Origin of the sequence: Enterobacter cloacae complex sp. P29RS (genome assembly GCF_014893445.1) — a bacterium.
Classification (GTDB): domain Bacteria; phylum Pseudomonadota; class Gammaproteobacteria; order Enterobacterales; family Enterobacteriaceae; genus Enterobacter; species Enterobacter intestinihominis.
This window is the reverse complement of record NZ_JADBPZ010000006.1, coordinates 47,107-62,246: the sequence shown is the minus strand read 5'-3', so window position 1 is coordinate 62,246 and position 15,140 is coordinate 47,107. Positions and strand designations below refer to the sequence as shown.

Annotated in this window: 13 protein-coding genes; 3 read left to right on the top strand and 10 right to left on the bottom strand. The window is 53.6% G+C overall.

Going from position 1 to position 15,140, the window contains the following annotated elements; all coding sequences use genetic code 11:
- Window positions 1-2: 2 nt before the first annotated feature.
- A complete protein-coding gene (locus IM282_RS06180) occupies window positions 3-461 on the bottom strand; it encodes an Lrp/AsnC family transcriptional regulator (protein WP_022647254.1) in 459 nt (152 codons plus the stop codon).
- 115 nt (window positions 462-576) lie between these two features.
- On the opposite strand from IM282_RS06180, the gene IM282_RS06175 reads away from it, so the two are divergent.
- Window positions 577-1,623, top strand: coding sequence for a PLP-dependent cysteine synthase family protein (locus tag IM282_RS06175; protein WP_022647253.1), 1,047 nt, complete (start codon window positions 577-579; stop codon window positions 1,621-1,623).
- Window positions 1,624-1,664: 41 nt separating this feature from the next.
- Here IM282_RS06175 and cof read toward each other — a convergent pair whose 3' ends face one another.
- On the bottom strand, window positions 1,665-2,483 hold the full coding sequence (cof, locus tag IM282_RS06170) for an HMP-PP phosphatase (protein ID WP_023299454.1): 819 nt from the start codon (window positions 2,481-2,483) through the stop codon (window positions 1,665-1,667).
- Between the two features lie 101 nt (window positions 2,484-2,584).
- Between cof and IM282_RS06165 the strand changes: the two genes are divergently transcribed.
- Together IM282_RS06165 and queC are read left to right on the top strand one after the other, a co-directional pair.
- Complete coding sequence (locus tag IM282_RS06165) at window positions 2,585-4,285, top strand: SgrR family transcriptional regulator (protein ID WP_126503087.1); 1,701 nt, start codon at window positions 2,585-2,587, stop codon at window positions 4,283-4,285.
- 66 nt (window positions 4,286-4,351) lie between these two features.
- Window positions 4,352-5,047, top strand: a complete 696-nt coding sequence (queC, locus tag IM282_RS06160) for a 7-cyano-7-deazaguanine synthase QueC (protein ID WP_045142053.1) — start codon at window positions 4,352-4,354, stop codon at window positions 5,045-5,047.
- Window positions 5,048-5,109: 62 nt separating this feature from the next.
- On the opposite strand, the gene IM282_RS06155 is transcribed toward queC, so the two are convergent.
- The 8 genes from IM282_RS06155 to tig all read right to left on the bottom strand — a co-directional run bounded on the left by IM282_RS06155 (window position 5,110) and on the right by tig (window position 14,825).
- The gene (locus tag IM282_RS06155) at window positions 5,110-5,508 is read right to left on the bottom strand and encodes a YbgC/FadM family acyl-CoA thioesterase (protein ID WP_017694410.1); all 399 of its coding nucleotides are present in this window, start codon (window positions 5,506-5,508) and stop codon (window positions 5,110-5,112) included.
- A gap of 97 nt (window positions 5,509-5,605) precedes the next feature.
- On the bottom strand, window positions 5,606-5,986 hold the full coding sequence (locus IM282_RS06150) for a helix-hairpin-helix domain-containing protein (protein WP_038415510.1): 381 nt from the start codon (window positions 5,984-5,986) through the stop codon (window positions 5,606-5,608).
- 148 nt (window positions 5,987-6,134) lie between these two features.
- Entirely contained in the window at window positions 6,135-8,006 is a 1,872-nt protein-coding gene (gene ppiD / locus IM282_RS06145; protein ID WP_023299452.1) for a peptidylprolyl isomerase, read from the bottom strand.
- A gap of 212 nt (window positions 8,007-8,218) precedes the next feature.
- Complete coding sequence (hupB, locus tag IM282_RS06140; RefSeq protein ID WP_002444653.1) at window positions 8,219-8,491, bottom strand: nucleoid-associated protein HU-beta; 273 nt, start codon at window positions 8,489-8,491, stop codon at window positions 8,219-8,221.
- 210 nt (window positions 8,492-8,701) lie between these two features.
- Window positions 8,702-11,056 carry an endopeptidase La gene (gene lon / locus IM282_RS06135; protein WP_192970228.1) on the bottom strand — a complete coding sequence of 785 codons (2,355 nt, stop codon included), beginning with the start codon at window positions 11,054-11,056 and terminating at the stop codon, window positions 8,702-8,704.
- Window positions 11,057-11,240: 184 nt separating this feature from the next.
- The gene (gene clpX, locus IM282_RS06130) at window positions 11,241-12,515 is read right to left on the bottom strand and encodes an ATP-dependent protease ATP-binding subunit ClpX (protein WP_006809879.1); all 1,275 of its coding nucleotides are present in this window, start codon (window positions 12,513-12,515) and stop codon (window positions 11,241-11,243) included.
- Window positions 12,516-12,642: 127 nt separating this feature from the next.
- Entirely contained in the window at window positions 12,643-13,266 is a 624-nt protein-coding gene (gene clpP, locus IM282_RS06125; protein ID WP_006809880.1) for an ATP-dependent Clp endopeptidase proteolytic subunit ClpP, read from the bottom strand.
- Window positions 13,267-13,526: 260 nt separating this feature from the next.
- On the bottom strand, window positions 13,527-14,825 hold the full coding sequence (tig, locus tag IM282_RS06120; RefSeq protein ID WP_006809881.1) for a trigger factor: 1,299 nt from the start codon (window positions 14,823-14,825) through the stop codon (window positions 13,527-13,529).
- Between the last annotated feature and the right edge of the window lie 315 nt (window positions 14,826-15,140).

Below are 15,140 nucleotides of genomic sequence, written 5' to 3'. Positions count from 1 at the left end.
AGTTATTCAATGGGTAACGCTGTGGTGTATTTAATCTGTTCCATGGCGAAACTGGAGGTGACATCGGACAAGCCCGGTACGCTATTGACCAGCCGCTTGTAAAAATCATCGTAGCGCTTCATGTCTGCCACCTGAACACGCATCAGATAGTCGTATTCCCCCGCCATGCGCCAGAAGCCGAGCACCTCGGGCATGTCGGAAACCTGGGTGACGAAGCGGCTGTACCATTCGCTGCTGTGATGCTGCGTTTTTATCAGGACGAAGGCGGTCAGTCCAAGCCCCAGTTTTTCGGGGTCCAGCAGCGCCACACGTCCCAGCAGAATGCCATCGTCTTCCAGCTTCTTGAGGCGCTTCCAGCACGGTGTGGTGGTCAGATTAACGGCATCTGCCAGCGCCTGCAAAGAGAGGGTGCAGTCGCTTTGCAGCAAAGAAAGCAGCTTGCGGTCAATTTTATCTAGCATATCCACCTCCCAGAGAAAATTATTCTCCTTACATTCTATTTTAAAGGCCAGATAGCAACAATTTTTTCTGTGCTTTTCGCTATGCTGGGCACAAAATGACAAACGGATAACTACGATGAATAGCACCTGGGTTAAACATGCCATCAGCGAAATAAATGCCGACTATCAGCGCTCGGCAGACACCCATTTGATCCGCCTGCCTTTGCCTGGATTTCCCGGCATTCAGCTTTACCTGAAGGATGAAAGTACCCATCCTACCGGCAGCCTGAAGCATCGCCTGGCGCGTTCACTCTTTTTATACGGTTTATGTAACGGCTGGATTAAAGAAGGCACCACGATTATTGAATCGTCGTCCGGATCAACTGCCGTCTCAGAGGCCTACTTTGCCCGCCTGCTGGGCCTGCCGTTTATCGCTGTGATGCCCTCCTGCACGGCGAAACGTAAAGTTGAACAGATCGAATTTTACGGCGGACGCTGCCACTTTGTGGAAAGCGCCTGCGAAATCTATGCGGCCTCCGAAATGCTGGCCCGCGAACTAAATGGTCACTATATGGACCAGTTCACCTTCGCCGAGCGCGCCACCGACTGGCGCGGCAATAATAACATTGCGGACAGCATTTTCCGCCAGATGACCCACGAGCCACATCCCGTCCCCTCTTACATTGTCATGAGCGCGGGCACGGGCGGAACCTCCGCCACCATCGGACGTTATATCCGCTGTCAGGGTTATGATACGCAGCTGATGGTGGTTGACCCTCAGAACTCGGTGTTCCTTGATTACTGGCAATCTCGCGATGCCAGCCTGCGCAGCCCTGTGGGGAGCAAGATCGAAGGAATTGGTCGCCCGCGCGTCGAACCTTCGTTCATTCCGGACGTTGTGGATGAGATGCTCCGCGTGCCGGACGCCGCCAGCGTCGCGACGGCGCACTGGCTGGAGACACAGCTTGGCCGTAAGGTCGGAGCCTCTACCGGCACCAATATGTGGGGGGCGCTACAACTGGCCGCGAGAATGCGTGAAGAAGGCCTTAGCGGCTCTGTCGTCACGCTGCTGTGCGACAGCGGGGAACGCTACCTGGACACCTATTACAACGCAGAATGGGTACAGGCCAATATTGGCGATGTTGAACCGTGGAAAGCGCAGATTTCGCATCTGGTGAAATAAAAAAAAGCCAGGCTTTAGCCTGGCTTGCTGGAAGGATCTCGCTATTCGGGGGAATATGGGAGGTTATTTTTGTCCAGCCAATGCGTCAAAAAATGGGACACCGCTTCGTTACGACAGTGTCCGATAACCGGTAAATGCGGGAGCGCGGCGATAAGTTGCGGCATCGCGTTCCCCATAATCAGCCCACGACCTACGCTGCTCAGCATCTCGTGGTCGTTCATGGCGTCACCAAAGGCCATACAGTCCTGCATCGTCAGCCCCAGACGATCGCTCAGCACCGCCAGCGCAGATCCTTTGTTACAGCCCACCGGCAGCACTTCAAGACAGTCCACCGCCGAGAAGGTCAGGTGCGCCCGGTCGCCCAGCGCCTCGTTAAGCTGAATACGCAGGCGGCAGAGATCGTCGTGATCGCCGCAGAAGCAGATCTTGGTTACCTTGTGTGCCGGAATGCGGCGCAAATCGATGAGCTGATATTTAAAGCCACTGTAAACGTGAGCGTGCAGCAAGGCCGGGATCTCACGCCCGGTAAACCAGCCTTCATCGTTAAAAACATGCACGCTGGCCTGCGTATCCCAGGTGCTGTGCAGGACGATGTCCGCCACTTCCGGATCCAGATCCTGACGGTGCAGCACATCGCCCTCGACGGAGTGAATGCGCGTCCCGTTGCCGGTGATCAGGAACGCATCGAGGGCAAATGTTCCCAGCAGATGGCGCATCTCCAGCACATGACGACCAGTGGCAAACGTCAGGGTGACTTCACGCTCGCGCAGGCGCTTAAGTGTGTTCAGGGTTTTCTCCCCTAAACGGTGATCCGGCATTAAAAGCGTGCCGTCCATATCAAATGCAGCGAGCCGAGCCATAATTACTCCCGAAATGTGATGCGGTTAACTTGTGCATCAGTATTACGTGAGATATACGGAAGTAATAGTGAATAGATGATAATTATTGTTCCGGGTTTTTCATGCGCCAGCTTAACCGTCTTAACCAGTATCAGCGTCTGTGGCACCCCTCCGCCGGCGCAACGCAGCAGGTGACCATCAGTGAACTTGCCAGCCGCTGCTTTTGCAGCGAGCGACATGTACGCACCCTGCTGCGCCAGGCGCAGGAGGCGGGCTGGCTAAGCTGGAACGCCCGCTCCGGACGAGGAAAGCGTGGGGAATTACGCTTTCACGTCACCCCGGATTCGTTGCGTAATACGATGATGGAAGAGGCCCTGAAAAGTGGACAGCAGCACAACGCGCTGGAGCTGGCCCAGCTCGCGCCTGAAGATTTGCGATCGCTGCTGCATCCGTTTATGGGCGGGCAATGGCAGAACGATACGCCGACGCTGCGTATTCCCTACTATCGCTCGCTGGAGCCGCTTCAGCCGGGGTTTCTCCCTGGCCGGGCGGAGCAGCATCTGGCGGGACAGGTATTCTCTGGTTTGATGCGTTTTAATGGTAACAGCAGTGAACCCACGGGCGATCTGGCGCATCACTGGGAAGTCTCTGCTGACGGCCTGCGTTGGCATTTCTACATACGCTCCACCCTGCACTGGCATAACGGCGATAAAATAGAGACGGCACAGCTCAGGCAAAGCCTGACGGCGCTGCTATCGCAGCCCGGCATGGACACGCTTTTCCGCAGCGTCTTACGTATCGAAACCACGCATCCGCAAAGCCTGACGTTTATTCTGCATCAACCTGACTATTGGCTGGCGCACAGGCTGGCAACCTACTGTAGCCGTCTGGCGCATCCTGATTACCCCGTGGTGGGCAGCGGTCCCTTTCGGCTGAGCGTTTTTGAGCCTGAACTGGTGCGTCTGGAAAGCCACGAGCAGTATCACCTTGGCCATCCGTTGCTTAAGGCTATCGAGTACTGGATCACGCCCCAGCTTTTTGACTACAGTCTGGGCACCAGCTGTCGCCACCCGGTGCAAATCGCCATTGGCGAGGCCGACGAGCTGACCAGCCTGCGGCTGGTGAGTAACAGCACCAGTCTGGGCTTCTGCTACCTCACGCTGAAACAAAGTCCGCGTCTGAGCGAACTTCAGGCAAAGCGGCTGATTAATATCATTCATCTCTCAACGCTGCTGCACACGCTTCCCCTGAACGAAGGGCTCATCACTCCTACCGAAGAACTGCTTCCCGGCTGGGCGATCCCCCAGTGGACTGATTTAACCGACGTTGTGCTGCCAGAGGCATTGACGCTTGTCTACCACCTGCCGGTTGAGCTTCACACCATGGCCAGCCAGTTAAAAGCATACCTTGCGCGGCAAGGTTGTGAACTGACCGTCATCTTTCACGACGCCAAGACGTGGGACGGTTGCCAGCAGCTTGCCGATGCAGACATCATGATGGGAGACAGACTGATTGGCGAAGCGCCAGCGTATACCCTTGAGCAATGGCTCCGCTGCGATGCGCTCTGGCCGCATCTGCTGAGCGCACCGGCATACGCCCATTTGCAGGCCACGCTGGATGCGGTGCAGACGCAGGCCGACGAACGTGACCGACACGCAGGACTTCAGGCTATCTTCAGCCGATTAATGGAGACAGCCGTCCTGACACCGCTCTTTAACTACCAGTATCAAATCAGCGCGCCTCCGGGGGTCAACGGCATACGCCTTAACACTCGCGGCTGGTTTGACTTCACCGAAGCCTGGCTTCCTCCACCAAACGCGTGAAGAAGCTGGTCGCCGCTTTAGCCAGGCGTTAACATGACGCTTTTACCGTAACTGTCGAGATGATCTATGAAACGTGCCGTCGTCGTGTTCAGCGGAGGACAAGATTCCACAACCTGCCTGATTCAGGCACTTCACCAGTATGATGAAGTGCATTGCGTCACTTTTGATTATGGTCAGCGTCATCGCGCTGAAATCGATGTCGCTCGTGAACTGGCCCTCAAACTGGGCGCCCGCGCTCATAAAGTGCTGGACGTGACGCTGTTAAATGAACTGGCCGTCAGCAGCCTCACCCGCGACAGCATTCCGGTGCCTGATTACGAACCGGATGCCAGCGGCATTCCGAATACCTTCGTACCTGGGCGTAATATTCTCTTCCTGACCCTGACGGCAATCTATGCCTACCAGGTGAAAGCCGAAGCGGTGATCACGGGCGTGTGTGAGACCGACTTCTCTGGCTACCCGGACTGCCGGGATGAATTCGTGAAAGCGCTCAATCACGCCGTGGATCTGGGAATGGCAAAAGAGACCCGCTTCGAAACGCCGCTGATGTGGCTGGATAAAGCCGAAACCTGGGCGCTGGCCGACTACTGGGGCAAGCTGGATGTCGTTCGCAACGAGACCCTGACCTGCTACAACGGCATTAAAGGGGACGGCTGCGGGCAGTGTGCCGCCTGTAACCTGCGCGCGAACGGTCTGAATCATTATCTTGCGGATAAAGCGGGCGTGATGGCCGCGATGCAGAAAAAGACCGGTCTGAAATAAGGGCTAACTGTCCGCGCTGTCGTACAACAGGAGTCGACAGCGCGGGCATTCCTGAATATTACTTATGCGATCATCAGCTCCAGCTTTTCGCGCAACTCCCCTTCCAGCGGCAACGCTTTCTGGGTTTTGAGATCGATACAGACAAAGGTGATCAGCGCATCGGCCACCACCTGCCCTTCTGGCTCAAGCGTGACGACCTGGCTCAATACACCACTTTTGCCATTCAGTTGTTGGACCTCACTGGTCACGGTGAGCACATCCCCAAGCACAGCCGGGCGGCGGTAGTTAATGTTGATGTTGACGACCACAAACGCGATGTTGTGTGCGGTCAGCCACTGGAAGCTTTCGCTGTTCTCCAGGCCATCCCAGCGCGCCTCTTCAAGAAATTCAAGGTAGCGGGCGTTATTGACGTGCTGGTAAACATCGAGGTGATAACCACGGACTTTGATTTGTGTCTGCATAGCGCAATAGCCTTTCGTTGTTATAGGTTCAGAGGTCATAACTGGTATGACCTCTTTATCCTGGCAAATTTTTGCCGCAGTGCAAGTGATTACGCGATTACAGCGTCAGGTGTGCGAGATTGCGCTCAACCAGCGCGCTGCCCATACCCGGCACCTGCTTGAGATCGTCAAGGGTTTTGAAAGGACCGTACTCCTCGCGGTAGCTAACAATGGCCTGGGCTTTTTTAAGTCCCACACCGTTCATCACGCGCGCGAGCTCTTCTGCCGATGCCGAATTGATGCTGACTCGCGTACCGTCATCCTCTGCACTTTTACCGGCATCAGTCGCTTTTGATTGCGTATAAGCCTGCGCAGCTGAGTCTGTTTTGGTCTGTGCAGCCTGCGCTTTAGCCGAGGGCGACGCCGCCAGCGCGCCCGCACTCATCCCGGAAGTGGCAATAGCCAGTGTAATTAACAGTGCTTTGATTCCACATTTCATGCTGTTTTCTCCTTGTTTGTTGACAGCCACGCCACGATAGCCGTACGAGAAAACAGGGACAAACAGCAGATTGCAGAAATGGAAAAGGCCGCGAAAGCGGCCTTTAGTTTTTGCAGAGCGTTACGAAAATCTGCGAGCAGGTACGTAATTATTGCTCCTGGGTCACCACATCACCCAGCTTGATTTTGGCTTCTTTACGCAGGTTGCTCATCATCGCTTCGAAAGCAATCTGGGCATTATTCTGGGTAATTCCCTGAACCATGGCCTTCTTCTGCGCGTCTGGCAGCGTGCCGGCTTTGACTTCATCCAGCGCCAGAATCACCACGTTACCCTGCATATCGGTCGTGGTGCCAAAGACAGGTTTGTCTTTCGCCGGCAGGCTCAGACCAAACGCCGCCTGGCTGACAGGATCCTGACCGGTACGGCTCAGCGTTTTGGCTTCGCCAAAGTTCAGGCCAGCCGCTTTCAGTGCATCGTTCTTACCGGCTTTCAGATCGGCCAGAATTTTCTCTGCATCCAGTTTTGCCTGCTGTGCCGCTTTGTTGTGTTTGACCAGCGCCACCACCTGATCTTTCACTTCCGCCAGGGGCTTCACTGCCTCGGCTTTGTGCTCGCTGACGCGCAGTACGAACGCACGGTCACCGTCAACGGTAATGATGTCTGAGTTGCTGCCCGGCGTACCGTTCTCACCTACCAGACCACCATTGAAAATGGCATCTGAAACCGGTTTGAAGTTCAGTTCTTCCGGCAGATTTTCATGGCTGAACCAGCCCGTCTCAACCGCTTTCACGCCAGCAGCCTGCTCAGCGCCCGCCAGTGATTCGTTGTCGTTGCTTGCGGCATCGCTCACTTTCTGTTGCAGAGCATAGAAGGCGTCCAGCGCTTTCTCCTGCTTCACTTTCGCAGCGATATCATCACGAACGTCAGCCAGCGGCTTGGTTTTCGCCGCTACGACATCGTCCAGACGCGCCACCAGGAAGCCAACGGAGGATTTGATTACACCAGACAGTTGGCCTTTCTCTTTAAGACCCGCATTTTTCAGCTCGTCCGGGGTAGTGGAATCTTCCAGCCAGCCCATATCACCACCGTTTTTGGCAGAAATAATGTCGGTGGATTTTGCTTTCGCCACGGTCGCGAAATCAGCGCCTTTGTTCAGCTCGTCCAGCACGGCTTTTGCTTCTGCTTCCGTTTTGGTCTGGATCACGCTGTAACGGTTACGCTGCGGCTGAGTGAACTGATCCTGATGCTGGTCGTAATAAGACTGGATCTCGGCGTCAGTCGCGTTTTTCTGCATCGCGGCAGCATCCAGCTTGATATAGCTTACGCGGAACTGTTCAGGAGAGATGAAGTTGTTCTTGTTTTGCTCGTAGTAAGCATTAACTTCAGCGTCGCTAACCTGCTGTTTCGCCGCCAGTGCATTGACATCAATCGTCGCTTCACGCACCACGCGTTGCTGCGCTACCAGTGCCGCCAGCGCTTCAGTTTCGCCTTTCAGCATGAAATCGGTGCCCACCACCGCGTTGATCAGCTGTTGCGTGGTCAACTGGTTACGCAGCGCCTGTGCGTACTGGTCAGCCGTCATCCCCATCTGGTTAACAATGCTGTTGTAACGCGCGTTGTCGAACTTCCCATTAGACTGGAAAGCCTGCGTCGAGAAGATGGCTTTTTTAACCTGCTCATCGCTGATGCCCAGACCGAGGCTTTTCGCATACTGGTCCAGCAGCGCTTCGTCGATAAGGCGGTTCAGCGTCTGCTGACGCAGGTTTTTCATATAGCCTTCGTTGGCTGCAAGTTCAGAGTATTGGTCGCCCAGCTGTTGCTGCATGCGGTTACGTTCACCAGCAAAAGCGTTCTCGAACTGCCCACGGCTAATTTCCTGGCCATTCACTTTTGCGGCGTAGTTCGCGCCACCGCCGATGAGGTAACTACTCACACCGGTCAATATGAACGACACGATAATGATACCGAAAATAATCTTGAGCACGAGACTGTTAGCAGCCGTGCGTAAGCTGTCCATCATGGTGTAACAACACTCCGCTGTAGGTGACTGGTTACCTGACGCTGACGGAAAATCCTGACCGTCGCGCGTAAAGGCGTATTGTGACAAGAAAACAGGGCAATTGTCAGCCCACAACTCGCATAAACTCGCACAAATCAGGTCTGGACAAACAAAAAAGGCACATCAAACGATGCGCCCTTGTACTTTTCAGCTTCCCTGGAGCGGGAAAGCAATCAATTTACTGCGTCTTTCAGCGCCTTACCTGCACGGAAACCCGGCACTTTAGCGGCAGCAATGGTGATCTCTTTACCGGTCTGCGGGTTGCGGCCAGTACGGGCAGCACGCTCTTTAACCGCAAAAGTACCGAAGCCTACCAGTGCAACGTCGTCCCCAGCTTGCAGAGATTCAGTAACAGAAGCAATTAAAGCATCTAAAGCACGTCCAGCTGCAGCTTTAGAAATATCAGCACCCGCAGCAATTTTGTCAATCAGTTGAGATTTATTCACTGTTCTCTTCCTCTCTTTATAATTTATATCGCACCTGAATCCTTCACAGCGCGACCGCGCAGCAGTTATATCAGTCCTGCTATGACCTTACAACACCCGTTGTTGATGGCTAACCCAATCAGCAATCTAAATTAGCTATACAAAAAAAGGCTGGCAAGTACGAAATGACTTACCAGCCTTGTTTTTATTAGCGCTCTTTGCGCGAGGTCACTATTTTGCGGTTACAACCTGCATTCCGGACGGTTCATTTTGCAGTGCGAGAGTCAGAACTTCCTCAATGCGTTTCACCGGATGGATCTGCAAATCGGCAATAACGTTGTCCGGAATCTCTTCCAGATCGCGTTTATTCTCGTAAGGAATCAATACGGTTTTGATCCCACCACGGTGTGCCGCCAGCAGTTTTTCTTTTAACCCGCCGATGGGCAGTACCTGACCACGCAGCGTAATTTCACCAGTCATGGCCACATCAGCACGGACCGGGTTCCCCGTCAGGCAGGAAACCAGCGCCGTACACATAGCAATACCCGCGCTTGGGCCATCTTTCGGCGTCGCCCCTTCCGGAACGTGAACGTGAATGTCGCGTTTTTCGTAGAAATCCGGGTTGATACCCAGTTTTTCCGCGCGCGCACGCACCACGGTCAACGCTGCCTGGATGGACTCCTGCATCACTTCACCGAGCGAGCCAGTGTAGGTCAGCTTGCCTTTACCCGGTACACAGGCGGTTTCAATGGTCAGCAGATCGCCACCCACTTCCGTCCAAGCCAGTCCAGTCACCTGACCAACGCGGTTTTCGTTGTCCGCACGGCCATAGTCGAAGCGCTGAACGCCGAGGTAAGCATGCAGATTGTCGCCGTTAATCACGATGTGCTTCAGGCTCTTATCCAGCAGCAGCTGCTTAACCGCCTTACGGCACAGTTTAGAGATCTCACGCTCAAGGCTACGCACGCCCGCTTCACGGGTGTAGTAACGAATAATGCCGACAATAGCGCTGTCCTCAACGGTCAGCTCGTTAGCTTTCAGCGCGTTACGTTCAATCTGCTTCGGCAGCAGGTGCTGCTTAGCAATGTTCAGCTTCTCGTCTTCGGTATAACCGGACAGACGGATCACTTCCATACGGTCCAGCAGCGGTGCCGGAATGTTCATGGAGTTGGAGGTCGCCACGAACATCACATCGCTCAGGTCGTAGTCGACTTCCAGGTAGTGATCGCTGAACGCCACGTTCTGCTCTGGATCAAGCACTTCCAGCAGCGCCGACGCCGGATCGCCACGCATGTCCGAAGACATTTTGTCGATCTCGTCGAGGAGGAACAGCGGGTTTTTGACGCCCACTTTCGCCATCTTCTGGATCAGCTTGCCCGGCATAGAACCGATATAGGTACGGCGGTGACCGCGGATTTCCGCTTCATCACGCACGCCGCCCAGCGCCATACGGATGTAGTTACGTCCGGTCGCTTTGGCGATGGACTGGCCCAGAGAGGTTTTACCCACCCCTGGAGGCCCTACCAGGCACAAGATTGGACCTTTGATTTTGTTCACACGGCTCTGTACCGCGAGGTACTCAAGAATGCGGTCTTTCACACGTTCCAGGCCATAGTGGTCGGTATCGAGGATTTCCTGTGCCTGACGCAGGTCTTTTTTGACCTTGCTGCGGGCATTCCATGGAACCTGAACCATCCACTCAATGTAGCCGCGTACAACGGTCGCTTCCGCCGACATCGGAGACATCATTTTCAGCTTCTGCAACTCAGCTTCGGCTTTCTCTTTCGCCTCTTTCGGCATCTTCGCCGCGTCGATCTTACGCTTCAGCGCTTCGTTTTCATCCGGCGCATCGTCCATCTCGCCGAGCTCTTTCTGAATGGCTTTCATTTGCTCATTCAGATAGTACTCACGCTGCGATTTTTCCATCTGCTTTTTGACGCGGTTGCGAATGCGCTTCTCAACCTGGAGCAGATCGATCTCAGACTCCATCATCGCCATCAGGTATTCCAGACGTTCGTTAACGTCGGACATTTCCAGCACGGACTGTTTGTCAGCCAGCTTCAGCGGCATGTGCGCAGCGATGGTATCCGCCAGACGTGCAGGATCGTCGATGCTGTTCAGCGACGTCAGCACTTCAGGTGGGATTTTCTTGTTCAGCTTGATGTAGCCTTCAAACTGGCTGATCGCGGTGCGTACCAGCACTTCCTGCTCGCGCTCATCAAGTTCCGGTGAATCAAGGTACTCTGCCTTCGCAGAGAAGTGCTCGCCATCGTCTGACAGAGTGGTAATACGCGCGCGCTGTAAGCCTTCCACCAGCACCTTCACGGTGCCATCTGGCAGCTTCAGCATCTGCAAAATAGAGGCCACGGTCCCGACGGTGAAAAGATCGTTTACACCCGGCTCATCCGTTGATGCTTCCTTCTGCGCAACCAACATGATTTTTTTATCATGATCCATGGCGGCTTCGAGGCAACGGATAGATTTTTCCCGCCCTACAAATAAGGGTATGACCATGTGCGGATAAACCACCACATCGCGCAACGGCAATACGGGGATTTCAATGCGTTCAGAACGCTCAGGATTCATAGAGCTCTCTCTTAGTTTAGTGTCCGCCAGGTAAACTGGTCATGTAACTGTGCTTCACACAACCATTAACATGTAATCCAGTATATGGGGATGTTTCCCATACATTCAACGCCATGAATACGGAAAAAGTAAAGGGGAGATAAAATCCCCCCTTTTTGATTAACTGATTGTATGAAATGGTGAATTATTCGCCAGATGCCTGCTGCGCTTCCGGTTTACCGTAAATCAGTAACGGCTTGGTCTGGCCACCAATGACGGACTCGTCGATCACGACTTTTTCGACATCTTCCATAGAAGGGAGATCGTACATCGTGTCGAGCAATGCTGCTTCCACGATAGAACGCAGGCCACGGGCACCGGTTTTACGCGCCATCGCTTTCTTGGCAATCGCGTCCAGTGCTTCGTCACGGAATTCCAGCTCAACGCCTTCCAGATTAAACAGCGCCTGATACTGCTTGGTCAGCGCGTTTTTCGGCTCTTTCAGGATCTGAATCAGTGCGTCTTCGCTCAGTTCGTTCAGGGTCGCCACAACCGGCAGACGGCCGATAAATTCCGGAATCAAACCAAATTTGATCAGATCTTCCGGTTCAACCTGCGCCAGCAGCTGGCCTTCGTTTGGTTTTTCAGACGTAGCTTTCACCGTTGCGCCAAAACCAATGCCGGAGCCGGTTTCCACACGGTGAGAGATCACTTTATCCAGGCCTGCAAACGCACCACCACAGATAAACAGGATCTTGGAGGTATCAACCTGCAAGAATTCCTGCTGCGGATGTTTACGCCCACCCTGCGGTGGAACAGCCGCAACCGTACCTTCAATCAGCTTCAGGAGCGCCTGCTGCACACCTTCGCCCGAGACGTCACGGGTGATGGATGGGTTGTCTGATTTACGGGAGATTTTGTCAATCTCATCGATATAGACGATCCCGCGCTGGGCTTTCTGTACGTCGTAATCGCACTTCTGGAGCAGCTTCTGGATAATATTTTCAACGTCTTCGCCCACATAACCGGCTTCGGTCAGGGTGGTGGCATCCGCCATGGTGAACGGAACATCCAGCAGGCGCGCCAGCGTTTCCGCCAGCAACGTTTTACCGGAACCCGTAGGCCCGATCAGCAGAATGTTACTTTTGCCCAGTTCCACGCCATTGCTGGTATCGCCGTTACGCAGACGCTTGTAGTGGTTGTATACCGCCACCGCCAGCACTTTTTTCGCCTGCTCCTGACCAATGACATAGTCGTCCAGGTGGTGGCGAATCTCGTGTGGCGTTGGTAACGCGCTGCGCTCACGGTGCGGCGCGACTTCTTTAATCTCTTCGCGAATGATGTCGTTACATAAATCGACGCATTCGTCGCAGATATACACGGACGGCCCGGCAATCAGTTTACGCACTTCATGCTGGCTTTTGCCGCAAAAAGAGCAGTACAGCAGTTTGCCCGAACCATCTTTGCGTTTATCTGTCATGAGTCCAAACCTCTTTTTAAGTTCTATGTGCCGCACATGACGACGCAAATGCCATACTCAGACGCAAGCTGCTTACAGGCAACGTGCCGCCCTAAATTAGTATAGCGGCACACTCGCGTCGCGGGCATCAATTACGATGGGTCAAAATGGAGTCGACTAAGCCGTACTCAACTGCCTCAGGTGCAGACAGGAAGCGATCGCGCTCGGTATCGCGCTCGATCTGCTCGAGTGGTTGACCCGTATGCTGCGCCATAAGTTCATTCATGCGCGCTTTTACTTTCAGAATTTCTCGGGCGTGGATTTCAATATCCGTCGCCTGGCCCTGGTAACCACCCAGCGGCTGGTGAATCATCACGCGGGAGTTAGGCAGGCAGAAACGCTTACCTTTCGCCCCTGCGGTTAACAGGAAAGCCCCCATGGACGCCGCCTGTCCCATACAGATGGTGCTGACATCCGGCTTGATGAATTGCATGGTGTCATAAATAGACATGCCCGCCGTAATCACACCGCCCGGCGAGTTGATGTACAGGTAAATGTCTTTTTCCGGGTTTTCCGCTTCCAGGAACAGCATCTGCGCCACGATCAGGTTAGCCATATGGTCTTCCACCTGGCCGGTCAGAAAGATAACGCGTTCCTTGAGCAGACGGGAATAGATATCGAAAGATCGCTCACCGCGTGAGGTCTGTTCAATAACCATTGGCACCAGCGCCATATGGGGTGCAAAGTTATCTCGTTCGCCACTGTATGACATTTCCGTCTCCTGGTTCAAAATTGAAAACACCTGCTGTACTGATTGTAACCTTATGGACGGATTATCAGCCAGTCTCAATCATCGTGATTACATACTAATGGGGGTCGCCATGCCCTATTTCAAGCATAACAACGTTTTGTTGTAACGCTAACACTGAAAGGGCGTTTTAGCACCCTTCCAGGACTAAAGCTGTGATAAAAAAAACCCGTCGCCGGAGGGCAACGGGTTTTTTGTTCAAACTTTAAACCGTTGGGGCGAAATTACGCCTGCTGGTTCATCAGTTCGGTGAAAGAGGTCTCTTTTTCGGTTACTTTCGCTTTCGCCAGTACCGCTTCAACAGCCTGCTCTTCCAGTGCAACGTTGCGCATGTTGTCCATCAGCTCTTTGTTCTTACCGTAGAACTCGATCACTTCTGATGGATCTTCGTATGCAGAAGCCATCTCTTCGATCAGGCCTTTCACACGCTCTTCGTCAGCTTTCAGCTCGTGGGTACGAATCACTTCACCCAGCAGCAGGCCAACAACAACGCGACGTTTCGCTTGCTCTTCGAACAGCTCGCGTGGCAGTTCCATCGCTTGCTGCTGGTTGCCACCGAAGCGCTGTGCAGCCTGACGGCGCAGAACGTCGATTTCGCTGTCGATCAGGGCAGCAGGAACGTCGATATCGTTCGCTTTCACCAGACCTTCAATCGCCTGAGACTTCACGCGGTTACGTACAGCGCCGTTCAGCTCGCGCTCCATGTTTTTACGCACTTCAGCACGCAGACCCGCAACAGAACCATCTTCCACGCCGAAACGCTTGATGAACTCTTCAGTCAGTTCTGGCAGTTCGCGCTCTTCAACTTTCTTCAGGTTGATGACGAACTTCGCTGCTTTACCTTTCAGGTTTTCAGCGTGGTATTCTTCAGGGAAGGTCACGTCGATGGTGAACTCTTCGCCTGCTTTGTGGCCTTTGATACCGTCTTCGAAGCCTGGGATCATACGACCCTGGCCCATCGCCAGTACGAAATCAGACGCTTTACCGCCTTCGAACTCTTCGCCGTCTACTGAACCGGTGAAGTCGATGGTTACGCGGTCTTCCGCGTCAACAGCGCCTTCTTTCTCTTTCCAGTTCGCCTGCTGCTTACGCAGGGTATCCAGCATGCCGTCAACGTCTTCGTCAGTCACGGAAACGATCGGTTTTTCAACTTCGATTGATTCCAGACCTTTCAGCTCAACTTCCGGGTACACTTCGAACTCTACGGAATAGGTGAAGTCTTCGCCCTGCTTGTATTCACCTGGAACGTAGTTTGGCGCGCCGGCTGGATTGATTTTTTCTTTGATGATCGCGTCGATAAAGTTGCGGCTCATCAGTTCACCCAGCACATCCTGACGCACGGAAGCGCCATAACGCTGAGCAACAACATTCATTGGTACTTTGCCCTTGCGGAAGCCGTCAATACGTACTTTTTTTGCTACGTTGACCAGCTCGCTTTTCACAGCAGTTTCGATGCTGTCAGCAGCGATAGTAATCGTTACACGGCGGCCAAGGCCTTGAGTGGTTTCAACTGAAACTTGCATCTTGTTACCTCAAAAAAATCACAGTGCTCGGTCAACTCTGAATCTGTCTGTTATACCGGGATGCTCTCTTATGTGCAGATTCACATTCCCTGTCGCCAGAATCATCCCGAAGACATTCAATAAGACGCGGCATTATAGCGGCATCACTTAGGTGAGTCGAGAACGGTTGGAGCATGTTGCTGCGGCTTTTTTCACACTTTAAGGCTATTTTTAGCCTTAAAAACGCGCCATCCGCTCAAAACTCAGACAAAACAAAACGGCCCGAAGGCCGTTTTGACGAAATCTGTAAGCAACATACTGGAAAAACTCCGGCGG

Excerpts from the sequence above, each read along its gene's own strand:
- IM282_RS06175 (WP_022647253.1), top strand. The coding sequence starts at position 577 with ATGAATAGCACCTGGGTTAAACATGCCATCAGCGAAATAAATGCCGAC.
- tig (WP_006809881.1), bottom strand. The coding sequence starts at position 14,825 with ATGCAAGTTTCAGTTGAAACCACTCAAGGCCTTGGCCGCCGTGTAACG.
- clpX (WP_006809879.1), bottom strand. The coding sequence starts at position 12,515 with ATGACAGATAAACGCAAAGATGGTTCGGGCAAACTGCTGTACTGCTCT.
- queC (WP_045142053.1), top strand. The coding sequence starts at position 4,352 with ATGAAACGTGCCGTCGTCGTGTTCAGCGGAGGACAAGATTCCACAACC.
- cof (WP_023299454.1), bottom strand. The coding sequence starts at position 2,483 with ATGGCTCGGCTCGCTGCATTTGATATGGACGGCACGCTTTTAATGCCG.
- clpP (WP_006809880.1), bottom strand. The coding sequence starts at position 13,266 with ATGTCATACAGTGGCGAACGAGATAACTTTGCACCCCATATGGCGCTG.
- lon (WP_192970228.1), bottom strand. The coding sequence starts at position 11,056 with ATGAATCCTGAGCGTTCTGAACGCATTGAAATCCCCGTATTGCCGTTG.
- IM282_RS06150 (WP_038415510.1), bottom strand. The coding sequence starts at position 5,986 with ATGAAATGTGGAATCAAAGCACTGTTAATTACACTGGCTATTGCCACT.
- ppiD (WP_023299452.1), bottom strand. The coding sequence starts at position 8,006 with ATGATGGACAGCTTACGCACGGCTGCTAACAGTCTCGTGCTCAAGATT.
- IM282_RS06180 (WP_022647254.1), bottom strand. The coding sequence starts at position 461 with ATGCTAGATAAAATTGACCGCAAGCTGCTTTCTTTGCTGCAAAGCGAC.
- IM282_RS06155 (WP_017694410.1), bottom strand. The coding sequence starts at position 5,508 with ATGCAGACACAAATCAAAGTCCGTGGTTATCACCTCGATGTTTACCAG.
- IM282_RS06165 (WP_126503087.1), top strand. The coding sequence starts at position 2,585 with ATGCGCCAGCTTAACCGTCTTAACCAGTATCAGCGTCTGTGGCACCCC.